Source organism: Bizionia myxarmorum, assembly GCF_008086205.1.
GTDB lineage: Bacteria > Bacteroidota > Bacteroidia > Flavobacteriales > Flavobacteriaceae > Algorimicrobium > Algorimicrobium myxarmorum.
The window spans coordinates 235,799-261,551 of the sequence record NZ_VSKK01000002.1 but is presented as its reverse complement, the minus strand read 5'-3'; the positions used below and the strand labels follow the sequence as shown (position 1 = coordinate 261,551).

The 25,753-nt window shown below is 35.0% G+C and carries 21 protein-coding genes; 13 read left to right on the top strand and 8 right to left on the bottom strand.

The genetic code is table 11. The features are described from left to right. Window positions 1-102: 102 nt before the first annotated feature. Together ribH and ES674_RS10185 are read right to left on the bottom strand one after the other, a co-directional pair. Window positions 103-582, bottom strand: coding sequence for a 6,7-dimethyl-8-ribityllumazine synthase (ribH, locus tag ES674_RS10190; protein WP_148403933.1), 480 nt, complete (start codon window positions 580-582; stop codon window positions 103-105). 2 nt (window positions 583-584) lie between these two features. Then, complete coding sequence (locus ES674_RS10185; RefSeq protein ID WP_148403932.1) at window positions 585-1,358, bottom strand: tetratricopeptide repeat protein; 774 nt, start codon at window positions 1,356-1,358, stop codon at window positions 585-587. A 122-nt stretch (window positions 1,359-1,480) separates the two neighbouring features. Here ES674_RS10185 and recF point away from each other — a divergent pair, with 122 nt between their 5' ends. Genes recF through ES674_RS10170 form a run of 3 tightly spaced genes read left to right on the top strand, consistent with a single transcriptional unit; the run spans window position 1,481 to window position 3,300 of the window. Continuing rightward, the gene (recF, locus tag ES674_RS10180; RefSeq protein ID WP_148403931.1) at window positions 1,481-2,560 is read left to right on the top strand and encodes a DNA replication/repair protein RecF; all 1,080 of its coding nucleotides are present in this window, start codon (window positions 1,481-1,483) and stop codon (window positions 2,558-2,560) included. A gap of 12 nt (window positions 2,561-2,572) precedes the next feature. Next, complete coding sequence (locus ES674_RS10175) at window positions 2,573-3,004, top strand: hypothetical protein (RefSeq protein WP_148403930.1); 432 nt, start codon at window positions 2,573-2,575, stop codon at window positions 3,002-3,004. Further along, window positions 3,004-3,300 carry a DUF721 domain-containing protein gene (locus ES674_RS10170; protein WP_148403929.1) on the top strand — a complete coding sequence of 99 codons (297 nt, stop codon included), beginning with the start codon at window positions 3,004-3,006 and terminating at the stop codon, window positions 3,298-3,300. The genes ES674_RS10175 and ES674_RS10170 overlap by 1 nt, the downstream gene beginning before the upstream one ends. A 68-nt stretch (window positions 3,301-3,368) precedes the next feature. Here ES674_RS10170 and ES674_RS10165 read toward each other — a convergent pair whose 3' ends face one another. Beyond that, window positions 3,369-5,936 (bottom strand): M4 family metallopeptidase, encoded by a 2,568-nt coding sequence (locus ES674_RS10165; protein ID WP_148403928.1) that lies wholly within the window; start codon window positions 5,934-5,936, stop codon window positions 3,369-3,371. A 99-nt stretch (window positions 5,937-6,035) separates the two neighbouring features. Continuing rightward, window positions 6,036-6,455: a nucleoside-diphosphate kinase gene (locus tag ES674_RS10160; protein WP_148403927.1), complete on the bottom strand. Its 420-nt coding sequence runs from the start codon at window positions 6,453-6,455 to the stop codon at window positions 6,036-6,038. Window positions 6,456-6,608: 153 nt separating this feature from the next. Here ES674_RS10160 and ES674_RS10155 point away from each other — a divergent pair, with 153 nt between their 5' ends. Genes ES674_RS10155 through ES674_RS10145 form a run of 3 tightly spaced genes read left to right on the top strand, consistent with a single transcriptional unit; the run spans window position 6,609 to window position 9,355 of the window. Further along, complete coding sequence (locus ES674_RS10155) at window positions 6,609-7,628, top strand: DHH family phosphoesterase (protein ID WP_148403926.1); 1,020 nt, start codon at window positions 6,609-6,611, stop codon at window positions 7,626-7,628. After that, window positions 7,621-8,166, top strand: coding sequence for a gliding motility-associated peptidyl-prolyl isomerase GldI (gldI, locus tag ES674_RS10150; RefSeq protein ID WP_148403925.1), 546 nt, complete (start codon window positions 7,621-7,623; stop codon window positions 8,164-8,166). The genes ES674_RS10155 and gldI overlap by 8 nt, the downstream gene beginning before the upstream one ends. A gap of 31 nt (window positions 8,167-8,197) precedes the next feature. Continuing rightward, window positions 8,198-9,355, top strand: a complete 1,158-nt coding sequence (locus tag ES674_RS10145; RefSeq protein ID WP_246126018.1) for a peptidylprolyl isomerase — start codon at window positions 8,198-8,200, stop codon at window positions 9,353-9,355. 76 nt (window positions 9,356-9,431) lie between these two features. Here ES674_RS10145 and ES674_RS10140 read toward each other — a convergent pair whose 3' ends face one another. Continuing rightward, complete coding sequence (locus ES674_RS10140; RefSeq protein WP_148403923.1) at window positions 9,432-10,895, bottom strand: aminoacyl-histidine dipeptidase; 1,464 nt, start codon at window positions 10,893-10,895, stop codon at window positions 9,432-9,434. Window positions 10,896-10,968: 73 nt separating this feature from the next. On the opposite strand from ES674_RS10140, the gene ES674_RS10135 reads away from it, so the two are divergent. From ES674_RS10135 to ES674_RS10125, 3 genes are all read left to right on the top strand, one after another. Next, on the top strand, window positions 10,969-12,030 hold the full coding sequence (locus tag ES674_RS10135) for a DUF3810 domain-containing protein (protein WP_148403922.1): 1,062 nt from the start codon (window positions 10,969-10,971) through the stop codon (window positions 12,028-12,030). A gap of 79 nt (window positions 12,031-12,109) precedes the next feature. Further along, window positions 12,110-15,085 (top strand): amidohydrolase family protein, encoded by a 2,976-nt coding sequence (locus ES674_RS10130; protein WP_170233999.1) that lies wholly within the window; start codon window positions 12,110-12,112, stop codon window positions 15,083-15,085. A 19-nt stretch (window positions 15,086-15,104) separates the two neighbouring features. Further along, a complete protein-coding gene (locus tag ES674_RS10125; protein WP_148403921.1) occupies window positions 15,105-16,400 on the top strand; it encodes an amidohydrolase family protein in 1,296 nt (431 codons plus the stop codon). 77 nt (window positions 16,401-16,477) lie between these two features. On the opposite strand, the gene ES674_RS10120 is transcribed toward ES674_RS10125, so the two are convergent. Then, window positions 16,478-17,287: a DUF6503 family protein gene (locus ES674_RS10120; protein WP_148403920.1), complete on the bottom strand. Its 810-nt coding sequence runs from the start codon at window positions 17,285-17,287 to the stop codon at window positions 16,478-16,480. Between the two features lie 108 nt (window positions 17,288-17,395). Continuing rightward, the gene (locus tag ES674_RS10115; protein ID WP_148403919.1) at window positions 17,396-21,178 is read right to left on the bottom strand and encodes a T9SS type A sorting domain-containing protein; all 3,783 of its coding nucleotides are present in this window, start codon (window positions 21,176-21,178) and stop codon (window positions 17,396-17,398) included. Between the two features lie 38 nt (window positions 21,179-21,216). On the opposite strand from ES674_RS10115, the gene ES674_RS10110 reads away from it, so the two are divergent. The 4 genes from ES674_RS10110 to ES674_RS10095 all read left to right on the top strand — a co-directional run bounded on the left by ES674_RS10110 (window position 21,217) and on the right by ES674_RS10095 (window position 23,922). Beyond that, the gene (locus ES674_RS10110) at window positions 21,217-22,017 is read left to right on the top strand and encodes a TrmH family RNA methyltransferase (protein WP_148403918.1); all 801 of its coding nucleotides are present in this window, start codon (window positions 21,217-21,219) and stop codon (window positions 22,015-22,017) included. 75 nt (window positions 22,018-22,092) lie between these two features. Further along, window positions 22,093-23,325, top strand: coding sequence for a M48 family metallopeptidase (locus ES674_RS10105; RefSeq protein ID WP_148403917.1), 1,233 nt, complete (start codon window positions 22,093-22,095; stop codon window positions 23,323-23,325). Between the two features lie 40 nt (window positions 23,326-23,365). After that, window positions 23,366-23,608, top strand: a complete 243-nt coding sequence (locus ES674_RS10100; RefSeq protein ID WP_148403916.1) for a hypothetical protein — start codon at window positions 23,366-23,368, stop codon at window positions 23,606-23,608. Further along, window positions 23,605-23,922 carry a DUF3784 domain-containing protein gene (locus ES674_RS10095; protein ID WP_148403915.1) on the top strand — a complete coding sequence of 106 codons (318 nt, stop codon included), beginning with the start codon at window positions 23,605-23,607 and terminating at the stop codon, window positions 23,920-23,922. The genes ES674_RS10100 and ES674_RS10095 overlap by 4 nt, the downstream gene beginning before the upstream one ends. Window positions 23,923-23,991: 69 nt before the next feature. Here ES674_RS10095 and guaB read toward each other — a convergent pair whose 3' ends face one another. Continuing rightward, window positions 23,992-25,464, bottom strand: coding sequence for an IMP dehydrogenase (guaB, locus tag ES674_RS10090; protein WP_148403914.1), 1,473 nt, complete (start codon window positions 25,462-25,464; stop codon window positions 23,992-23,994). Window positions 25,465-25,753: the final 289 nt, after the last annotated feature.

The window sequence follows — 25,753 nt, the reverse complement described above, 5'->3', positions numbered from 1 at the left end:
TGCTTACTGCCAAAAATTGTTAACATTTTGACGGATGATATCCCTTGAAGTTATTTGAAAAACATCAAAAATTTAAAGTGTTAAATGAAGATGGATTGAATCCTATTTATTAAGATGAGCCATTTTTATAGCCGCAACAGCCGCTTCTGTTCCCTTGTTTCCGTGTTTTCCACCAGAACGATCAATTGCTTGCTGTAAATTATTATCTGTTAATACACAGAAAATAACCGGCACATCATGCAAAACGTTCAGGTCTTTGATGCCTTGAGCAACGCCTTCGCAAACAAAATCGAAATGTTTAGTTTCACCTTGAATCACACTACCTATGGCAATAACCGCATCAACAGCTTGTTGTTGCATCTTTTTACAGCCATAAATTAACTCGTAGCTTCCGGGAACATTCCAACGAATAATATTTTCTTTTGGAACGTGATTTTCTAATAAGGCTTTAAAAGCACCATTAAACAATCCTTCAGTGATGGTATCATTCCATTCTGAAACAACAATCCCAAACCGAAAATTCTTCGCGTTTGGGATTGTAGCTTTATCGTATTCTGATAAATTTTTATTTTCTGTAGCCATATTTACTTACTTGCCAACGCTTCTGCTTTTCCAATAAAGATGTCAATATTGGTACCTTCAGCTGATGTTGGGTAGTTTTCTTTAATATTTTCAAAATGCTTAAGTGCCGCGTCCGTTTTGCCTAAATCTAAAGCTGTTACACCTGCTTTATATAAAAACATTGGTGTTGTAAACTCATTTTTACGCATTTTAGCAGCATCTTCATAATAGCCTAAAGCATCTTCTTGTTGGTTTAATTGCACAAAGGCATCACCAATAGAACCTTTAGCCATAGGTGCTAAAATCTCATCATCACTTGAAAACTTACCTAAATACGAAACCGCATTTTTGTAATCTCTTGTGTTTAAATACGCCATACCTGCATAGTAATTAGCTAAATTTCCAGCTGGCGTTCCACCATATTCCGAAACAATATCTAACATACCAAATTTACCTTCCCCTCCATTTAAAGCCAAGTTAAACAACGAGTCTTTTTGTGCAGTAGCATTCACCGCTTGGTCATAATACTTCTGTGCTTGGTACATATCATTCATAGCTTCAGTTTGTTTTGGTTTGGCTATAAATTGATTATATCCTAAATATCCTAAAACAACAGCAGCTACTACAGCGATAATGATAAAAATGTATTTTTGGTTACCAATAACCCAGTCTTCCGCTTTTGATGCACTTTCATCAAGTGTGTTAAAAACTTCGGCAGTTGTAGAGTTTTCCTCAACTTCATTCTGCTTTTCTTCTTTGGATTGTGGTTTGTATCCTTTCTTCTTGTAAGTTGCCATATATTCTTAATTAATGCGCCGCAAAAATAGAATTTTTCTTTAGATTTGAAAGCCTATTATTTGTTATTTTTCAATAATTTGCACATCTGTTAAACTCCAAACACATTTAAGTTTCTTTTTACATGATTTTAAAATCTTTATCGGTACTTAATTATAAAAATTTTGATGAACGCAACTTTGTTTTTAATGATAAGATAAATTGCTTTGTTGGCAACAATGGCGTGGGTAAAACCAATGTTTTGGATGCAATTTATCACCTGTCTTTTGGTAAAAGTTACTTTAATCCTATTGCGTCTCAAAATATAAAACACGACGAAGAATTTTTTGTTGTGAATGGCCAATATGTAAAAGCGGATTCAAACGAAAAAATTGTAGTAAGCCTAAAACGCGGTCAAAAGAAGGTAATTAAGCGAAATGGCAAGATATATGAAAAGTATAGCGACCATATTGGTTTTTTACCTTTGGTAATTATTTCGCCGGCAGATAGGGATTTAATAATTGAAGGTAGCGCTACCAGACGAAAATTTATGGATGGTGTGATTTCGCAAAGCGACAAAAGCTATTTAGATGCCTTGTTAAAATATAATAAAATTTTAGCACAGCGCAATTCACTTTTAAAATATTTCGCCGTAAACCATACTTTTAACAAAGACACACTGGAGGTTTATGATACCCAATTAGATCAATATGGGCATGATATTCATGAAAAACGCCAATCTTTTTTAGAAGCTTTTATCCCCATTTTTAAAGCGCGTTACCAAGCCATTAGCAACGGCAATGAATCGGTTGAATTGGCTTATGAAAGTGATTTAGCTCATGAGCGCTTAGAATCACTTTTAAAAACGGTTATTAATAAGGATAAAGCCATACAATATACCAGTGTGGGCATTCATAAAGATGAATTAGTTTTTAATATTGCTGAGCATCCTATTAAAAAATTTGGAAGTCAAGGGCAGCAGAAATCCTTTTTAATTGCTTTAAAACTGGCGCAATTCGATTTTATAAAGTCTAAAAGTCATGTCAACCCGATTTTGCTATTAGATGATATTTTTGATAAATTGGATGAGCAGCGCGTTTCACAAATTATAAAATTGGTGGATGATGAAAATTTCGGTCAATTATTTATAAGCGATACTCATGCAGACCGAACAGAAGCCGTAATCAAACAGGTGCATCAATCCTACGAAATGTTTAAATTATAAAATTGATTTATTATGATACAAAAAATTAGAAGGTCTATTTTAATTTTAACAACGGTTGCCCTTTTAACCAGTTGTACCAAAAACCCAGAAGAATTTATAGAACATATTGAAGGGTACTGGGAAATTGAAAAAGTTACACTAAAAAATGGCTCCATTAAAGAATATAATTACAACGACACCATTGATTTTATTAGTTTAGAAGATTCTTTAAATGGGATTCGAAAAAAGCTAAAACCCAATTTTATGGGAACTTTTGAAACCTCTGATGATGCTGAAACCTTTCAAATTAAAATTGAAAATGACAGCTTAAACATCTATTATGAAACAGCCTTTGATTCCTGGAAGGAAACGATTTTGTTAGCAACTAAAGATCAATTAAAAGTGATTAACAAATACGATGCAGTATTTTTGTACAAACGCTACGAACCCTTAAATTTAGACTAATGGCCAAACGTAATAATGAAAACTTAACGATTGCAGACGTCCTGAAAGAGTTTGTTGAAACCAACAGACTAGAACAAGGATTAAATGCCGTAAATGTGCAAGATGCTTGGCAAAGTATGATGGGCAATGGTGTAAATAATTACACAACAGCCATTCAACTAAAAGGAACTACGCTTTACGTACAATTAAGTTCTAGCGTACTTCGTGAAGAATTGAGTTATGGAAAAGAGAAAATAGTAAAGATGTTGAATGAAAATTTAGGTAAAGAGGTTATTAAAGAATTAATTTTACGCTAATATTTAAATATAAAACATAAAAAAATCCCGCTAATTGCGGGATTTTTTTTTTGCTATAAAGTATCTAATTACTCTTTTATTAATTTAATAACCGTGTTCGCATTTTGTGAATATACTTTCATAAAGTATAAACCAGAAGCAACAGCAGAAATATCAATCGTTGTTTTGTTTTGACTTTGAGATAAGTTTACTGACTTCACCAAGCGGCCGTTAATATCAATAATATCTGCCTTAATTAGGTTTAAATTATTAACATTCTGCAAGGTAAATTGACCATTACTAGGATTTGGATACACTTTTAAGCTGTTTTCCAAAGCTGTGAAATCTTCTACAGATAAAGCGTAGCTACAATTGTATATTGAAATATCATCTACATACCAACCAATACGGCCGTTGCAACCATCAGTTCCCATTTCAAATCGGAATTTAATATTTGATCCTGCAGAAAATCCATTCAGTTCTGATAAATTAACGGTACTACGTCCCCAACTTCCAGAATTTGAACCACCATCGGTTCCTGAAAAAGCATCTTGTGCTGCCATTGGGTTATCATTACCAGCACTAACGCGGTTTAGACGAATATTATAAGGATTCGTTGTAAAAGCTGATTTTGGAAGAATTTTCCAAGTTCCTGTACCATTTAATTGGTATTTAATATTTCCACCGTCATAAAGCCTTTCCGTTGCTATATAATGCATAAAAGTCATTTCAAAATTTCCAGAAGAATAATTTGTTGGAATACTAATTTGCGGGCTTTCTAAACGGATAATTCCATTTTGCATAGAACTACTACAATTACCAATATTAGTAGCTGTAGCATATATGGCCTGGCCTAATCTACCTTGAGGTAAACTGCTGCTAATCTCCCAATCTCTAGGTTCCCAAGAACTAGCGTTTTCAGGCAATTGTTCCAAAGTCCAATTTCCTAAACCAGCTTCCCAGTTTTCGAAAAAGATAGCATTATTAGAAGAAGCGCCACATGGATCCGCACTTGTAGATAAAATGGCAGTAAAGTTACACGCTTCTGGTAACGTGCGTAATTCTACAGCTAAAATAGCTTTCACTAATTGGTTATAGTCGGACATGGTTAAAACATCACCAGAAGCACCTGCTGCTGTAACTTCTGTAGATAAACCTTCTAAGTTAAAACCTAATAAATCAGTACATGCTGCTTCTAAAGCATCAGCCAATGTATAAAAATCACTAGTTGCCGTTAAATAGATGCTTTGTGCTCTCCAAAAAATGTGAGCTGCCTTTGTTAAACCAATCCCACTAATGGTTTGATTATTATACGTGCCGCCGTCCACTAAAAGTGCGTACGCATGGTTTGGAATACCTGAATTAGAATGAACTCCACCAGAATCACCTTCACCACAACGGTAAAGGCCATCTGTTACTTTTCCTGGATCATTATTACATGTTGGATTCCACATATCGCGAATGGCACCACCAAAAGCAGTTGCATCTTCACCTATTCTCCAACGATCAGAACTATTACAACCTGTTCTTAAAGACAAATCTTCATCTTCATCTGCATAATTATTTATTAAATCTACGGTTTCACCCCAAATATCTGAAAACGATTCGTTCATGGCGCCCGATTGCCAAGCGTAAATTAATCCACTCGTATATTCAGTATAAGCATGGCCCCATTCGTGAGCTATAACATCATCAGTAGCTGTTCCGTTGCAGTAGTTAGCGGTAGCGCCATTCCAATTTGCGTTGGGACAATCAATATTCGGATCATTATTTACAGTAATCATTCTAGCGTCTGCGTTATTAAATGAAACATAACCAAAAGCATTATTAAAAAAATTATAAACATGACCAGATGCTTCAACTTCATTTCGCTGCCAAATAGTTAAACTTCCAGGAAAAGCGTCGCCTTCTTGCCAAACAAGTGATTGAGGACCACCTTCATAAACGCGTCTATCTAAAGCATGAGCCATTCCTGTAAATTGTTGTACTAAAGTACCATCATGTGCATTGATGTATAAGTATTCTCTAACATCCTTATCATTTCTAGCTTCAACTTCATAAACTAAATAGCTAGATTCCAAATTGTTTTCAACCAGTCCTTTTTGAAAAATAAAAAGCGTTGTTTTATAAGCGAACACAGGTGCTCCAGAAAAATTTAGATCTTGCTTATTAACCATGTTTAGAGCAATGGTATTGGCTTCTTGCTTGGAAATATCAGGATTCGCATTTATTTTAATATTGGTAATATAATTTCCATTTATAGCCGTTAATTTTTTAGCTTTATTAAAATGAAAACGCAATTGACCATCAAATACGGGAACACCAAAATGATGTTGTTTAATAGTAAGACTTTCTAAACCGTACTTATCTTTTTTAATAGGTTCAAAAACGAAATCTTTTAAATTTTGGTTAGCACCAAATAAAGCGTCATTGGTTCCTAAAAACGTTCTAATTTTTTCTTGTAACGTTCCGCCTTGAAGTGTTAGCGCCTTGTTTACTGGGAATTTAATAAATTCTGGAACTCCAGATTGCGCGTGAATTGTAATTTGTGCATCTGTAGCTAATTGCAAGTCATTGATAGCTTTTTGCGATGTTTGCGCTATCAATACGGCATTAAATAACGCACAGATAATAAAGAGGTAGTTTCTTTTATTCATAACATTTATTTTTTGAATGCTACGAAGGTAAGTTAAAAGATAAAAAAAAACCTAAAACGAAAAACATTTTAGGCTTATTAATTTTATAGAGTTGTTTCCTTAAAACATCTCACGTCCAGAGAAATGAAACGCGCTTTCAATAGCAGCATTTTCATCGCTATCACTTCCGTGAGCAGCGTTTTCTCCCATAGAAGTTGCATATAATTTGCGAATAGTACCTTCAGCAGCATCAGCAGGATTAGTAGCACCAATTAAGGTTCTAAAATCTTCAACAGCATTGTCTTTTTCTAAAATAGCCGCTACAATAGGTCCACGAGTCATGAATTCAACTAACTCACCAAAAAATGGACGTTCGCTATGAACTGCATAAAAAGCTTCAGCATCAGCTTGCGTCATTTGTGTTTTTTTCAAAGCTACGATTCTAAAGCCTGAAGCATTGATTTTTTCTAAAATTGCGCCAATGTGTCCGTTTTCAACTGCATCTGGCTTAAGCATGGTAAATGTTCTGTTTGTTGCCATTCTTTTGTTTAAGTTATTTTTCTTTTGTTAAAATAAATCACAGAAAAACGCTTTAACTTTTAAATTACTTTTCTGTAAATTGCGTGCAAAAGTAATGCATTTCTTAATAAAAACCTTATAAAGCATTATTAAAAAATTGTATATTCGTCGCCTATGAAAAAAGAAGCTATTTCAGATATAAAGGAACTCCTACAAACACCAAAGAAAATGGTTATTGTTCCTCATAAAAATCCGGATGGTGACGCTATTGGCTCTACTTTAGGCTTATACCATTACTTAAAAATGCATAATCAGGATGCCGTAGTTATTGCACCTAATGATTATCCGGAATTTTTAAAATGGATGCCAGGTGAGGACACAGTCTTAAAATACGACTCCAACACAGCAAATTGTGATATGCTTATTGAAAATGCCGATGTTATTTTTACATTAGATTTTAATGCGTTAAACCGTACAGGCGATATGGAACAGGCGTTAAAAGCTAGCAAAGGGTTGAAAATAATGATAGATCACCATCAGCAGCCAGATGATTATGCTACGTATATGTATTCGGATGTTCGCATGAGTTCAACCTGCGAAATGGTTTACAATTTCATTGATATGCTGGGTGATAAAGCATTAATCAATCCCGACATTGCCACCTGTTTATACACAGGGATTATGACGGATACGGGTTCGTTTCGTTTTGCATCCACAACCAGTGAAACACACCGCGTTACCGCACATTTAATTGAAAGTGGCGCTGAACATTCTGAAATTCATAATGCAGTTATGGATGCCAATAGTTTTGAGCGCATGCAACTTTTAGGATGCGCTTTAACTAATTTAAAGGTTATTCCAGAATCTAAAACAGCTTATATTAGCTTAACTCAAGACGAATTAAACCACTATAATTATAGAAAAGGTGATACGGAAGGCTTTGTAAATTATGCATTATCGTTACAAAATATTATTTTTGCCGCTATATTTATTGAAGACAAGCAAAACAATATCATAAAAATCTCGTTACGTTCTAAAGGTGATTTTTCAGTGAATGAATTTGCGCGTTCTCATTTTGAAGGCGGCGGACATACCAATGCTGCTGGTGGTAAAAGTGACTTAAACTTACAAGAAACCGTTGAAAAATTTATTAGTATATTACCTTCATATAACGAAGCCCTTAAAAATGAATAAATTTTTATTAATAGTGTGCATGCTAATTACAATCGTTGGGTGCAAATCTCCAGAAGCGCGACGCCCAATTTCTGCTAAATCTGGCTCGTTTATAGACCAATCCGTTGAGCGCAATAAGAAATTAAATAATCGTGAACGCACCGCTTTTGAAACAGTAATAGCTAAAGATTCCGTTAACCATTATATTGCTTCTAAAAACGGATTTTGGTATGCTTATAAAACCAAAGTAGCCGATTCATTAATCACGCCAGGTTTTGGTGATACTGTTATATTTGAATATAATATCAAAGATATTTCTGATAACATTATTTATACGAAAGCCGAATTAAAGCAGCAAACCTATATAATGGATAAGCAAGAATTGTTTACCGGTTTGCGCGAAGGCTTAAAATTAATGCGTGCCGGTGAAACAGTTACATTTCTATTTCCATCACAAAAAGCCTACGGATATTATGGTGACGAAAACAAAATAGGCACCAATATTCCTATTATTTGTGAAGTAACCGTTTTCGATATTACAACAACAGAACCCAATTAAATAGTTATAAATAACCTTTTAAATTTTAAAAATGAACATTTTGAAACATACCATGAAATTATTAGTTTTAGCACTCTTCGTGAGTTTCACGTCTTGTAGCCAACAGTATCCAGATCTAGAAGATGGACTTTATGCTGAATTTGTAACCAATAAAGGCACAATGGTTGCCAAATTGTATTACGACAAAGTTCCAGTAACAGTTTCCAATTTTGTTGCGCTGGCTGAAGGAACACATCCAAGTGTATCTGAAAACTTTAAAGGAAAACCGTATTATGACAGTTTAACTTTTCACCGTGTAATTGATAAATTCATGATACAAGGTGGCGATCCAACAGGAACAGGTTCAGGAGATCCAGGATACAAATTTACAGATGAATTTCACCCAGATTTAAAACACAGCAAACCAGGTATTTTGTCTATGGCCAATTCAGGTCCAAATACCAATGGAAGCCAGTTTTTCATTACAGAAGTACCAACACAACATTTAGATAATAAACATTCTGTTTTTGGAGAAGTTGTTATTGGATTAGATGTTTTAGAAGTTATTTCTAATGTAGCTGTAGAGCCAGGAAGTAATAAACCTTTACAGCCAGTTGTAATTGAAAAATTAAACATTATTAGAAAAGGTAAAGCTGCTGAAGGTTTTGACGCTGCTAAAGTTTACCAAGAGGAATTACCTAAAGTTTTAGATAAGCAAGAAGCTTTAAAAGAAGAAGCTAAACAAAAACTTAAAGAATCTGCAAGTGCAGCTGCTGAAGCATTTATCACTAAAAATGCGGATTTAAATGGTACAGTTAAAAAACTAGATACAGGCGTTGTAATGATTTTCACTGAAGAAGGCGAAAACACAAAACCATCAAGCACAGATAAAGTCATGGTAAATTACGCGGGTTTCTTTGAAGACGGTCGTTTATTTGATACAAGCTGGGCAGAAGTTGCTAAAGCTAACAATGCTTATAACGAGCAACGTGATACTGCAGGTGGTTACAAGCCATTTGCTATGATTTACAATGAAACAGCAGGTTTAGTCCCTGGTTTTAGAGAAGCGATGTTAAATATGAATGTGGGTAATAAAGCCAAAGTTTTTATCCCATCTTATTTAGGATACGGTGAAAATGGCTCTGGTCCTATTCCACCAAACTCTAACTTAATTTTCGAATTAAAGATTGAAGGTATAGAAGGAAAATAATTTTCCAATATCCTATAAAAAAGCCGCGTTTCTGATTTAGAAACGCGGCTTTTTAGTTATAATATGTCAAAAGGAATTACTGTTTTTTAGGAATATTCTTTAGAATTTCTAAAATAAATTTCCAATATTTTTGAGCCGAAGAAATTTGAGCACGTTCATCTGGAGAATGCGCGCCTTTTATGGTTGGTCCAAAACTAATCATATCCATATCTGGATAATTCTGACCTAAAATTCCACATTCTAATCCGGCGTGACAAGCAGCGACATGTGCTTTCTCACCATTCATATCTGAATATAGTTTATCTAAAACTTTTAATATTTTCGAATCCATATTCGGTGTCCATCCGGGATATTCACCTTTAAATTCCACTTCACAACCCGTTAATTCAAAAGAAGCACGTAAGCTGTTAGCTAAATCCCATTTGGCACTTTCAACTGAAGAACGTGTTAAACAAGCGATTTCAATTTCACCGCCTTTCATGGTAACGCGGGCAATATTATTAGAAGTTTCAACTAATCCTGGAATATCAGCACTCATTCTATATACACCATTTACCGCAGCATATAAAGCACGCGTTACACCTTCTTGAACCCCTAAATCCATAATGTTTTCAGGTGTTTCAACTTTAGAAACTTCAATTTTCAAATCGGGTTCCATGGTTTTCAATTCGGTTTGAATGGTCTGTGCATATTCTGCCATTTCAGCAACAAAGGCTTCTTCATGAATAGAATCTATGGCAACAATAGCATTACTTTCACGTGGAATAGCGTTACGCAGACTTCCGCCGCTAATTTCTGAAATTCGCAAACCAAAATTTTCAAAACCATCAAAAATCAGACGGTTCATAATTTTATTAGCGTTTCCTAAACCTTCATGAATTTGCATGCCTGAATGACCACCTTGCAAACCTTTTACTGTAATTAAATAACCGGTTTTAAATTCGGGAGTTTCTTCTTCTTTATACGTTCTTGTAGCCGTTACATCCACGCCACCAGCACAACCTACGCCAATTTCATCATCTTCTTCTGTATCTAAATTCAATAGAATTTCACCTTTCAACAAACCACCTTCAAGACCCATAGCCCCTGTCATTCCGGTTTCTTCATCAATAGTAAATAAAGCTTCTATTGCAGGATGTTCAATATCAGTACTTTCTAAAATAGCCATAATGGTGGCAACGCCTAAACCATTATCTGCACCCAAAGTAGTTCCTCTAGCGCGTACCCAATCACCATCAACATACATCTCAATACCTTGTGTATCAAAATCGAAATCGGTATCGTTATTTTTTTGATGTACCATATCTAAATGGGATTGTAGAACAATAGCCGTTCTATCTTCCATTCCAGAAGTAGCTGGTTTTTTTATAATAACATTCCCAACTTTATCTTCAAGGGTTTCCAATCCTAATTTATTACCGAAATCTTTCATAAAATTGATCACGCGTTCTTCTTTTTTAGAAGGGCGCGGCACCGCATTTAAATCGGCAAATTTATTCCATAAGACTTTGGGTTCGAGTTCTCGTATTGCTTCGTTCATAAGTGTATTTTTAATGTTTTACAAAGGTAATTATAATGTGTAGAGTAATAAAACAATTCCTTATTTTTGAATTATGCAGAAAAACACCAAGCTATTTATAGCGCTTGCGCTTATTCCACAGATTATTCTAATTAATATTCTCGCGCAGTTTCCAAATTTTGTTGAAACCGTTTATAGCAATGGTATTTATCAATGGTTATCCGCACTATCCAGATATGTTTTTGGTTGGTTGCCGTTTTCTTTTGGCGATATATTATACGCAGCAGCCATTATATTCATTATTCGTTGGTTTATTGTTAATAGAATGCGGATGCTCAAAGATTTCAAAAATTGGATTATTGATATTTTCGCCACCATTTCTGTACTTTATTTCGCTTTTCATCTGTTGTGGGCTTTCAATTATTACCGCTTGCCACTGCATGAAAATTTAAATTTAAAAGCTGATTACTCAACGGAAGAGTTAATTCAAATTACGGAAGAATTAATTATAAAATCCAATACACTTCATCTAAAAGTAGCCAATCAAGATTCTTTAAAAGTGGTTATACCCTACTCCAAAAAAGAAATATTAAAAATGGCTCCTTTAGGATATGCACAGTTGCAAAAGCAATATCCACATTTGGAATACCATCCAAAAAGCATTAAAATGTCTCTATTTAGTTTACCGCTAACCTATATGGGATTTAGTGGTTATTTAAATCCGTTGACTAATGAGGCTCATATTGATGAACTTATTCCAGCTTATAAATTCCCAACAACGGTATCTCATGAAATTGCGCACCAATTGGGTTATGCTGCTGAAAATGAAGCGAATTTTATGGGAAGTCTCGCTGCCATGTCACATGAAGATAAATTTTTCAAATATTGTGGATACACTTTCGCTTTGCGCCATTGTTTATTGGAAATTTTTAGAAGAGATCCAGAACAATACAACACATTGCTACCAACCATTAATTTAGGTATTCTAAAAAACTACCAAGAAGTGCAAGATTTTTGGAACGGGTATCAGAACATTACCGAACCCGTTTTTAAAGAAACCTATAATTCCTTTTTAAAAGCCAATAACCAGCAAGATGGCATGAAAAGTTATAGCTATGTAGTGGCTTTATATGTCAATTACTTTTTAGAAAACTAAACGAAATGTTAATTAACAGAACTAAAACCTAACACAAAACTTATATTTAACTTTTTAAATTTTTAACCAACCTCAACCAATGAAAAAACTATTGATGCTGTTTTGTTTTATGAGTGGTATTTCACTCATGGCACAAGACTATTTCCCGAAAAATGATGGTGTAAAAGCAGAAAGTCACAGTTACTTTGCTTTTACCAATGCAACTTTGCATATATCACCCACTGAAACTATTGAAAACGCTACCTTATTAATTAAGGATGGTAAAGTTATAGCCAGTGGAAAAAAAGTTACAATTCCAGAGAATACGACAACTACTAATCTGGAAGGAAAACATATTTATCCATCATTTGTGGATATCTACTCTACGTTTGGCGTTAAAAAACCGGAACGCGCTTCCAGTTCTAACAGTCCGCAATATGATGCGTCTCGCGAAGGTTATTACTGGAACGACCATATTAAACCAGAACAAAATGCTATTGAAAGCTATGCTTTCGACTCTAAAATGGCCAGCGATATTCGTGAAGCCGGTTTTGGCGTTGTAAATACCCATATTGCTGATGGTATTATTCGTGGAACAGGAAGTCTAATTGCACTTTCTCCAAACGGTACAGATGCTTCTCGCATTCTAGCCGATCGTTCCGCACAGTATTTATCTACCAGTAAAAGTGTAGCATCTAGACAATCCTACCCAACCTCTTTAATGGGTGCCACGGCACTTTTAAGACAGGTTAATTATGATGCGGATTGGTATGCAAAAGGTTTATCTGAAACTAAAGACCGTTCGTTGGAAGCTTTCAATAAAAATAAAGGCCTCGTTCAAATTATGGACGCAGGTAGTAAAATGAACGATTTGCGTTTGGACAAAGTTGGAGACGATGTTAATACACAATACGTAATTGTTGGTGGTGGCGATGAATATGAATTGATAAACGAAATTAAAGCTACCAATGCTACGTTTATTATTCCTATCAATTTTCCAGATGCTTTTGATATGGAAGATCCAATTATGGCCAGTACCGCTAGTTTATCTGATATGCGTGAGTGGAATCAGAAGCCTATTAACCCAAGCGTCTTACAAAAAAATGGGATTTCGTTTGCTTTAACGTTACACGATTTAAAAAAGCCATCGCAATTTATGCCGAATCTTCAAAAAGCCATTGAATATGGTTTAGATGAAACTGTTGCATTAGCAGCTTTAACAACCGTTCCTGCAGGCATATTAGGAAAAAGCAATGAAATAGGAACGTTAAAAGTTGGTTCTTATGCCAATTTCTTAATTACCTCTGGTAAAATTTTCGATAAGAAAACAACGGTTTATGAAAACTGGGTTATAGGTAATAAACATGAAATTGTATCGATGAATACGATTGATATTCGTGGTGATTATGAGTTGAAAGTTGCAGAAACTACCTACGATTTGAAAATTGATGGTGAATTGTCAAAATTAAAATCAACCGTTAAAACAGAGTCTCGAAAATTAGGTTCTAAAATTTCTATGACGGATGATTGGATGGCGCTAACCTTTTCAAGTGTTGATACAACGAAACAAGATTTTGTAAGGTTATCAGCGAAAATTATTAATGCCGCTAACCTTAACGGAATGGCTATTTTACCAAATGGTAGTGAAACCACATTCTACGCTAAAAAAGTAGAAAAGGATGCTAGTAAGAAGTCTGACGACGCGAAAGATGATGAAGATGAAGACAAGTCACCAGATGTTAAAATATTTCCTATAACCTATCCAAATGAGGCCTATGGTTTTGCTGAAAAACCAAAGCAGCAAACGCTTTTATTTAAAAATGCAACCGTTTGGACTAATGAAGCGGAAGGGATTTTAAAAAATACTGATGTTTTAGTAAAAGATGGTAAGATTACAAAAATCGGCACTAATTTAAGCGCCGGAAATGCTACGGTTATTGATGCTACTGGAAAACATATTACGTCAGGAATTATTGATGAGCACTCACATATCGCGACTTCAGCAGTTAACGAATCTGGACAAAATTCTTCAGCAGAAGTTACTATTGAAGATGTCGTAGATTCTGACGATGTCAACATCTATAGAAATTTAGCGGGTGGTGTTACAACTATTCAAATTCTACACGGATCGGCAAACCCTATTGGAGGTCGTTCAGCTATTATCAAATTAAAATGGGGTGAATCTGCTCAAAACTTAATTTTTGATGAAGCACCAAAAACCATTAAGTTCGCTTTAGGTGAAAACGTCAAGCAATCCAATTGGGGCGATTATTCCCGCACACGTTTTCCTCAAACACGTATGGGTGTTGAGCAAGTTTATATAGATTATTTCACAAGAGCTAAAGCTTATGATGCTTTAAAGAAAAGTGGGAAACCTTTCAGAAAAGATTTAGAGTTAGAAACACTTGTTGAAATTATGAATAATGAACGTTTCATTACTTGTCATTCTTATGTTCAAAGTGAAATTAACATGTTAATGAGTGTTGCTGATCAATTCGATTTTACTATCAATACATTCACCCACATTTTAGAAGGTTATAAAGTAGCAGATAAAATGAAAGCACATGGCGTTGGTGCATCAACCTTTAGTGATTGGTGGGCTTACAAATATGAAGTAAATGATGCCATTCCTTATAATGCAGCTATTCTTCACAACCAAGGAATTGTAACCGCTATTAATAGTGATGATGCTGAAATGTCCCGTCGTTTAAACCAAGAATCGGCTAAAGTTGTCAAGTATGGTGGCGTTAGTGAAGAAGAAGCTTGGAAAATGGTGACTTTAAACCCAGCAAAATTATTACATATTGATAATCGTGTAGGAAGTGTCAAAGTTGGTAAAGATGCCGATATGGTACTTTGGAGTGATCATCCTATGTCTATTTACAGTAAAGCTGAAAAAACACTAATTGAAGGCACTATTTATTTTGATGTGGATCGCGACAAACAAACGCGTGATGCTATGAAAAAGGAGAAAAACGAATTAACAACCATGATGCTTCAAGCAAAAAACAAAGGTTTAAAAACAAAACCAGTTGTTAAGAAAGAAGAATTGCATTTCCATTGTGATACGTTGTAAAACATAAAAAGAAAAACCGATGAAACATTTATATATATATATCCTTTTTATTGCGCTACTAGTTAGTTCTAGTTCGTTTGCGCAACAAACACCAGGATCTAAACAAACAAAAGCCATTGCTATTGTTGGTGCAACAGCACATATTGGAAATGGCCAGATAATTGAAAACAGCGTGCTTGTTTTTGAAAATGGAAAAATTACGTCTGTCAATTCAGGAAGTGCAAACACGTCTGGTATGACGGTTATTGATGCAAAAGGAAAACATGTATATCCAGGCTTTATTGCTGCCAATTCCGCGTTAGGATTAGTAGAAGTGGACGCCGTAAGAGCTTCAGATGATCAGAATGAAATTGGCGCCATGATTCCGCATGTACGTAGTTTAATTGCTTATAACACGGAATCGAAAGTGGTAGAGTCTATGCGTCCAAATGGCGTTTTAATGGCTCAAGTTTCGCCTAAAGGCGGACGAATTTCAGGAACCTCATCCATTGTACAATTGGATGCTTGGAATTGGGAAGATGCTTCCATAAAAACGGATGATGGTATTCATTTAAATTGGCCAAGTAGCTTTTCTAGAGGGCGTTGGTGGTTAGGAGAACCAGCTGGTTTAAAACCAAATAAAGAGTATGCAAATCAAATAAATGAAGTGACTACTTTTATCACGGATAGTAAAGCCTATTTAAAAGGTAATAAGAAGCCGAAACATTTACCGTTTGAAGCTATGCAAGGACTTTACAATGGTTCGCAAAAGCTTTTTGTTCATGTAGATGATGAAAAAGGAATCGCAGATGCCATTTACTTTGCAAAAAATAATAATATTGAACATTTAGTTATTGTTGGTGGTGCTGAAGCTTACAAAGTAACTGATTTGCTAAAGCAGCAAAATGTGCCTGTTTTAATTAATACACCACATACCTTACCTGCAAATGATGATCAAGACTATGACATGCCGTTTAAACTAGCAAAAATTTTGCATGATGCTGGTATTGTTGTGGGAATTCAAGTTGGAAATGCTGAAAACTTCCAAACTCGAAATTTACCTTTCTTCGCTGGTACTTGTGCAGCTTATGGTATTGTAAAAGAGGAGGCTTTAAAATTAATAACCTCAAATACGGCGAAAATTTTAGGAATCGATAGCTTTGCTGGAACCTTGGAAGCAGGAAAAGATGCCACACTTTTTATTAGTGAAGGTGATGCTTTAGATATGCGAACCAACATTTTAACCCAAGCTTTTATTCAAGGTCGCGAAATAAGTTTAGAAAGTCACCAAACGGAACTTTGGAGACGTTATTCTGAAAAGTATAAGAATCAGTAAAATTAAATAAAGCTATTATACCTAAATAAAAAGCGAGCTAATTAAAATTAGCTCGCTTTTTTTATAATTTCTGAATTCTAGTTTACAAATTCCCCATTTTCTGGTTTTGCAAATTTGCTAGATTCTATTGCTTGGTTGGTAACTTGTACATCTGTAAATTCAGTACTTTTTTTTGCTTCCGTTGGCTTATCATCTTTAAAGTCATAGCCTACAATTGTTTTAGGTAATAATAAACCATTTACTTTTTGCCAGTTATCATACCTTCTAAAGTGTAATTCCTTTTTATCTATTCCTGGAACAAAACTTACTGTATACCCTAACCATTCCATTTGGAAGGTTTCCGCGTTGTAATATAAAACATAACGATCTTCTGGAGTTTCGCCAACTCCAGCATTATAAGTTATTTGAATTCCTGGATACGTTACGCCTTCAAAAACCAAAGGTTCAGCTTCGGCATAATTAATTCCATCATCAGACAAGACAAAAGGCATAGCATAAAAATAGAACATCAAATTATAGTAATATAACGGTTCATATCCTTGATAGTCGCCTTCGGTTTTATTTAAAAACCATGCTTTGCTACCATCAAATCCGATATTTGCATTAGGGCTTTCAATCAGTGCTTCTCTTGAGTTAAGATTCGTTGTAGTAATTTCTGTTCCGTCTGGTTTTTCCATGGTAAATGCTAGGGATTTCATAGCTTTCCAGGCATCAATTCCACCGTGAGCATCGAACACTTTAGTCAGATTTTCTGGATAATTGTTTTTTTCTACTTCAACAACTTCTATAGTTTCTTCTGGAGTTTCTAATGCTACTGGATTTGTATTGTTTTGTTTGCAGGCCGAAAAAACAACTAAAAGTGTCATAGCCAAAATGTAATTCTTCATGTATTAATATGTATTGGTTGTCATAATTTGTCGAAATTATAAGTAAACATTACAAAAAAAAGCTTCAGCGAAACTGAAGCTTTTAAAATAATATTATGCTGTATGTAATTAGTTTACAATAAGCTTTTCAATCGTTTTGAATGTACTAGTGCTCAATTCTATAAAGTATAAACCTTGAGGTAATTTAGATACATTAATTTCTATTTTATTATCTTGAGTTATATGCTTCGATTTCAGCACGAGCTTTCCGTGAACATCATAAACTTGAATAGTTACATCCGATTGAAATTTCTTATTAAACTCAAAATTAACAACTGTTTTTGCAGGATTCGGATACATAGAATAACCAACAGAAGCGAATTCTTCAACGGATAGATTAGCAACAAATTCAGTTTCGAATGTATTGGTTACAATCGCAGGATTAAAATCGAAATAAATATCGGCTGTATTTGGAATCACATCACCTTCTGAATATCCAGGCAAAGGCTTAATTCTGAAATATACATACCCATGACTGTTTGGTTCGTCCATATTTTCGCTTGGCAGATTGATGTCATCAAATTGCCATGTTAGTTCATTATCAACACGTGTTACGGTATAATCATGACTCGCGTTCAGCATTTTAAATGTGGATGTATCCAATTGAGAATCTAGGACATCTTCAACTCGAATTTCTAAAGCTTCAGCAGTACCTAAATTTTGAAAATTTATGGTGTAATATAGATAATCGTCATTTGAAAAATCATCCAGTTTAATTTCAGGACCATGAGACTCCAATTTATCATTCGGATCATAGGAGTTTACAATTGCTTGTGTTAACGTGGAACTATTATTGCTAATATCTAAATCTGTTTCACTATAAACTACAGAATTGGTAATAAAATCGCCAATATTTAAACTCGTCGGAACATCTAATCCTACATAAACTTCCTCGGCCATTCCTGGTGCTAAATTATTGAAGTTTAAGACAAAACCAGTACTCGTATTCGTTATGGTATTTCCAGCATTTAAACCTGACACATTATTAAATGTGACTTGAGCATCGTGCGTGAATTCAACAGAACCCGAAACTGGGATATTTCCTAAATTCTCAACTACGAGATAATTGGTTTGAATCTGACCAGGTCTTGGTGGCACATAAGAAATCAAGCTCACAGCAATATCGGTACATTCAGCTATACGTGTTAACGGGAAATTAACCGCTACAGTTTCTCCTTCAATGGGTGAAACATTTTCAATTAGGGTAATAGTTTGTGAGAGGCATTCATTGTAATTTTCATACATCACAAAGCTTACATCATAGGTGTCTCCTACTGTTGTGTTTGGAATAATAAAACTGCCATAGGATGAATTGACATAATTTATTACACCATCATTATTTACTTCATAACTAAATAGTCCTTCGTTAAATTTCACTTCTGAATCATCAAAAATAGAATCGCCATTTTCGTCTATAAAAGCATTTACTACTATGGCATTCTCAAAATTTAAACAGTATACATAATATGAAATTGGGTTGCGTGCGCCGGAAGCACAACTAACAGAACCATCAGAAAGTACTTTGATAGTAATTGAATCACCAGTCGATGTAATAGTTAATCCAGTTACATCACCAGAATTACCATAACCATTGTATATTTCTGTAATACCATCTGAGTCCAATATTATTAATTCATCAAAATTATTTTCTACCTGACCAGCTGTAAAAACAACAGTTAAAGGTGAACCGTTATCACTGGTGTGCACATATTCGGTCGTGTCATTGCTATCATAACAGAATGTATATGTTTCTTGGCATCCAAATGGACAATCTAAATCCACAACCAGTTCCAATGTGGTGGTTGCAAAACAGCCAGCAGAGAGATTATCTACACGTACAAAAACGGTTTGAGCGTCTGCTATAACATTTGTATAACTAGTTGTATTTAAAGCATTCGTATTGGATTCCGCATCTGCAAGGGTTTCATAATAACTAATGGCGTAATTATTGGGTTCTAATCCACCTAAAATTTCTGAATCCTTGTCAGTTAAGTTAAACAAGGCAAAACCATCTGCCGTTCCATCTAAATCGCAAATGGTTAATGGCGAAGGTGTTGTTAAAGTGATAGCTTCTTCTACTAATAGCTCGATTGTACTGAATCCTACGCAACCAGAAGTTAAATTTTCACCTCGAACGAAAATAATTTGCGGATTGCTGGTATTTGTATAGTTCGCTACATTGCCAATGGGATTAGTAGAATTATTGGCATCAGTTTCACTTTCGTAAAGTGTTAGCTCCAGATTAGGCTGTCCATTCCCTACTTGTTGTAAAACACTTGCTAAATCAAATTCAGTAAAACCGTCACTTACTTCATCATCACATTGCACTAAAGAAACATTTTGCAAGTCTGCTCCATCTAAGACATTCACATAGCATTCAGTATATACAAAACAACCCGTATTAGGATCTGTTACTTTCGCAATTAATCCTTGACTATTGGCTACTGTGTTTGTGAACGGACTCACCAAAGGATTTCGGTCATTCTGCGCATCTACAATAGATGCATAAAATGAAAATTCAAAACCTGAATTCGGAACTGTAATTAATTCTGATAAGACATCTAAATCAAACTCCGCAAAACCAGGAGTTGTACTGCAAGCTTCCATTTCTGCTGGTGCTGTTGCTGGCAATAGATCAATTTGTATGGTAAATAAGCTGGTTTCAAAATTCCCAGAATCTGCATCTTCCACACGAACAAAAATGGTCTGCGGATTCGAGGTGTTTGTATAACTGCTAGGGTTTGAAATTTCATTAGTACCAGTTTCGGCATTGGCTAATGTTTCATAGTAGGTAACAACACTGCAAGTTGAGCCACCTGTAATAACAGCTGTTTGTTGAGTTAAATCAAAAAACTCATTGGTCACATCACTGCATACTTGTAGGTTTGCTGGTGCTTCACCAATTAAGCCAGAGTAAACTAAAATATCTTCTATATAAGTGTCATATCCAAAAAAGCTAAAATTAAAATAGGAGGTTTCTACGGTAAAAGTTTCATCTGAAGTTGGACAAACAGTAACTGTAGGAGTTGTGCCAATTATTTGTCCTGCACCATTAGTCCATTGATACGTATTTTCAACAACAGGTCCTGAAGGGTTAAAACGCCACGCTTCATTGGTTGCTTCCCATTGACTTGTATTTCTTCCTGGAGGCACAACAGCAATCGTTCCAACAGAATTTTGAATTCCTACTACGGCATTACCACTATTCCATAACGCGCAAATGGGTTTATCTTGTAAAAATACCTCAACAATGTTAGTAGTTTCATAAAGAACCATCATTTGGGTTGTTCTTAAATCATCACATTGGTTACCAAAATGTCCCACATTATAATAACTAGCAATAAAGTATCTAAAAGGTGCTTGACCAAAAACCTCATATCCAATTTCATGTGTTCCATTACTGGCACTAGGATCCATATCATGAGCTGCTCCAAAAATATTGGCCTCACTCAAGGTTTCGTTCGAACTATTCGGCAAGGTTCCGTTTAATTGCCACCCATTACTAGATCCAGCATTAGAAACATCAAAGGACAAAACGCCATTTCCTCCTATAATTAATTGATTATAGCTATCTCCAAAAAAATTAAAATCAAATGGTAAATCTATAACATTACTCCATAAATCATCAACATTTAGGAATAAGGAGTTTTCTAATCCATTAAAATTCCTCGGTGGATTAAACGGAATGCTTGCAACTTCATAATCATTAGTTCCTTGAATTACAGGGAAATTAACATTGAGGTCTGTACAACCTGTAACGCAATCCAAATCCTGCGTTATAAAGGAGGATTGAGAAAAATTGTTGACAGTAAATAGTACAGTAATAAGTAGAAAAAGTAGTTTTTGCTTCATAATAAATTAACTTTGCAGCGTTAAATATAGCCAATTTCATGATGAACAAAGTTATTTCAAGTACACAAAATTCCTACATTAAGGAATTGGTGTTTTTAAAAGAAAAATCTAGAGCACGTAAAAAGTCGGGGTTATTCTTAATTGAAGGTGCTCGGGAAATCGCATTAGCACTGAAAGGTGGTTATGAAATTGATACCATTTTATTTTATCCTGAACTGTTTTCTGAAGACCATTTAAAAGAATTAATAGGCGATTTTACTAACTGTATTGAAGTCTCCAAAGACGTCTATCAAAAATTAGCGCATAGGGATACCACAGAAGGTGTTTTAGCGGTAGCCAAAAGTAAGTTACATGCTTTAGAATCTGTTATCTTAAAAACGAAAAAACCCTTAATTCTTGTTGCTGAAGCACCTGAAAAACCAGGGAATATTGGCGCTATTTTACGAACAGCTGATGCCGCGAATGTGGATTTAGTTATTATTGCCAATCCTAAATCTGATTTATACAATCCCAATATTATTCGCTCTAGTGTTGGTTGTGTATTTACCAACCAAATTGCCATGGGTTCAACGGAAGAAATTATTAACTATTTAAATGAAAAGCAGATTCATATTTACTGTGCGGCTTTACAAGCATCCGTTAATTACCACACGCAAGATTATACCCAACCAACCGCTTTAGTCGTTGGCACGGAAGCCACTGGATTAAGTCAAGAATGGCTTGATGCTGCTACCCAAAATATTATAATTCCTATGCAAGGCGAAATTGATTCTATGAATTTATCGGTTGCTGCAGGAATTCTTATTTTTGAAGCGAAAAGACAGCGAAATTTTCTATAAAAATTCGCAATAAACAAATCACAAAATTCCAAGTTTATAGGATTTTGAATCTTAAACATTGAACTTTAAATAGTCATGACCTCAACTACCCTTTTTTACATCATCATCGCCATCATTTTAATCGACTTTATAATTGATAAAGTTTTAGAGGGCTTAAATGCGAAACATTTTAATGATCCTGTCCCTAAAGAACTGCAAGATGTTTACAATACGGAAGAATATGAAAAGTCGCAAGCCTATAAAAAGACTAATTATAACTTTGGTATTTTAACGTCTACGTTTTCGGTTGTGTTAACTTTGGCTTTTTTGCTATTGGATGGTTTTGAATATATAGATACTATGGCCAGAAGTTATTCAGAAAATCCCATACTCATTGCCCTTATTTTCTTCGGGATTATTATGATAGGCAGTGATCTTCTTACCACACCATTTTCCTATTACCAGACTTTTGTGATTGAAGAGAAATTCGGATTTAATAAAACTACGAAAACAACATTTGTTCTAGATAAATTAAAAGGCATCCTTATGATGGCCGTTCTTGGTGGCAGTATTTTAGCGCTCATTATTTGGTTTTACAATGTAACAGGAAGTTACTTTTGGCTATATGCCTGGGGACTTGTAACGGCGTTTACTATTTTTCTAAATATGTTTTACGCGCGACTCATTGTGCCTTTATTCAACAAGCAATCGCCTTTAGAAAACGGTAGTTTACGAGATAAAATTTCAGCTTATGCCGAAACCGTTGGCTTTACACTCGATAAAATTTTTGTGATTGACGGTTCTAAACGCAGCACCAAAGCCAATGCTTATTTTTCGGGCTTTGGAAGTGAAAAACGCGTCACACTTTATGATACCTTGGTTAAAGATTTAGATGACGAAGAAATTGTGGCCGTTCTAGCGCATGAAGTGGGACATTATAAAAAGAAACATATTATTTTCAATTTAATAACGTCTATTTTATTGACAGGTTTAACGCTTTTTATTCTATCTATATTTATAACCAATCCGCTGCTTTCTCAGGCTTTGGGTGTTGAAATTCCTAGTTTTCATGTCGGATTAATTGCTTTTGGATTGCTATACAGTCCGATATCAGAAATTACCGGACTGGTTATGAATTGGTTTTCTAGAAAATTTGAATATCAAGCCGATGACTATGCGAAAAACACCTATGAGGCTGAACCGTTAATTAGCTCACTTAAAAAGTTGTCTAAAAATAGTTTGAGTAATTTAACGCCACATAAAGCCTATGTATTTATGCATTATTCACATCCAACTTTATTGGAGCGAATTAAAAACTTAAAGTCATAATTAAAGTAATTTTCACGATATTTAATCTAAAATTAGAAGTATGCGAAACTTAAAATTAATCTGGGATTTTAGAGGTCCAGATGCCTTGAAAATTGCAGAACATCACGAAGTTCATTTAAAAGAATATATAAAGAAAGAAAATTTAGACTTGAACATCACTGGTTTTAATGCCGAAAATGATGTGCATGCCATTGCGTATATGGTGGTTCCTGAAGATGAAATGCCTCCAATTCGTGATGCTTTAAAACCACATCGAGGTCAACTTTATACCGAAACAGTATGATATTAACGGCTATAATATTTCTCGTTGTTGCAATTCTAATCAAGAACTTTAAATTGTATGATTTAATTGCAGGATATAACACCATGCCCGATGCTGAAAAAGCAACTTACAATATTTCTAAAATTGCAAACCTATTTGCATTTGTTTTTTATGGTATGGCTGCCATAATCTTAATAGCCTATTGTTTTTCCAAATGGTTGGATAATGAAAAGATTGGCTTCGTTGGAATCTCACTAGCCATTTTAATCGGCATTCCTATTTTGCTAATTAAATTCAATTCCAAAGCCTATAAAAACAATACTAAAAAAGAGTAAAAACAAATAAAAAACAGATTGAAAAGAAAAATCCCCGAAGCACAACTTCGGGGATTTTTTTTATAGTTTTTATCTTGAGTAATTAGGCGATTCTTGAGTAATGGTAACGTCATGTGGATGACTTTCATTAATTCCAGAAGCGGTAATTTTTACAAAACGTCCCGTTTCCTGTAATGTTTCCACATCTTTAGCACCACAATAACCCATTCCAGCACGTAAACCACCAATAAATTGATGAATGCTTTCATGTACTTCACCTTTATACGGCACGCGGCCTACAATACCTTCAGGAACTAGTTTCTTAATATCATCTTCAATATCTTGAAAATAACGGTCTTTACTTCCTTGTTTCATCGCTTCTACAGAACCCATACCACGATAGGCCTTAAACTTTCGACCTTCATAGATTATAGTTTCTCCAGGCGATTCTTTAGTACCAGCTAAAAGCGAACCTAGCATAACACAATCCGCACCTGCAGCAAGCGCTTTAGGAATATCACCAGTATAACGAATACCACCATCGGCAATAACAGGAACACCAGAACCTTTAATGGCTGCAGCGACTTCTAAAACAGCTGAAAATTGTGGAAATCCAACACCGGCAACTACACGCGTCGTGCAAATTGAACCCGGACCAATTCCTACTTTAACCGCATCTGCTCCAGCTTCTACTAAATATTTAGCAGCTTCTGGCGTGGCTATATTTCCAACGATAACGTCCAGACTCGGGAATTTCTTTTTTACTTCTTTTAAAATAGTTACAACGCCTTTGGTATGGCCGTGAGCCGTATCTATAATAATAGCATCAACACCAGCAGCAACTAAAGCTTCGGCGCGCGCTAATGCGTCTCCAGTTACACCAATTGCTGCTGCTACACGCAAACGACCAAAAGAATCTTTATTGGCGTTTGGTTTTAGCGTTAATTTGGTAATATCTCGGAATGTTATAAGCCCGATTAATTTATTGTCTTCATCAACAACGGGTAATTTTTCAATTTTATTTTCTTGAAGAATGCCTTCCGCATCTTGTAGTGAAGTGCCTTTACCAGCTGTCACCAAATTTTTAGTGGTCATGACTTCTATTATAGGACGATCGTCATCTTTTTCAAAACGTAAATCCCGATTGGTAACAATCCCTTTTAAATAACCACCTTCGTCTATAATAGGAATTCCGCCAATACTGTGTTCAGCCATATTTTGCTTAGCATCTCTTACCACAGCGGTTAAAGGCAAGGTAACAGGGTCTATAATCATACCACTTTCAGCACGTTTTACACGCCTCACTTTCATGGCTTGCGCCTCAATACTCATGTTTTTGTGTAAAACACCAATACCACCTTCTTGTGCCATGGCAATAGCCATTTTACTTTCGGTAACGGTATCCATTGCAGCCGATACAATTGGAACGTTTAATGTAATATTTCTTGAAAATTTGGATTGAATACTAACTTCGCGAGGTAAAACTTCAGAGAATGCTGGAACGAGTAAAACGTCGTCATACGTTAATCCTTCTCCTATGATTTTGTTGGTGTGTGCTATCATGTTGCAATTACAGTTATAATTGCGTGCAAATATACAATATAAATGAAGAAAATTCTTTTAAGTTACCGTTAAATTATGGATACTGTATTCAAGATAAAAGGGTAATTGGGTTAAAGTGTACTGATAACGGGTGTTTTCATCCGTAATATTTCCTCTAAATCAGATTTTTTTTATCATATGAAACTTTACAGTCTGTTTCTTATTGCCACGTTACTCGTAGTTTTGAAATCCTTTGCTTCCGTCTCTTTATAAATAACTGGAAGTCCATGATACTATTAGTAAGCTATAA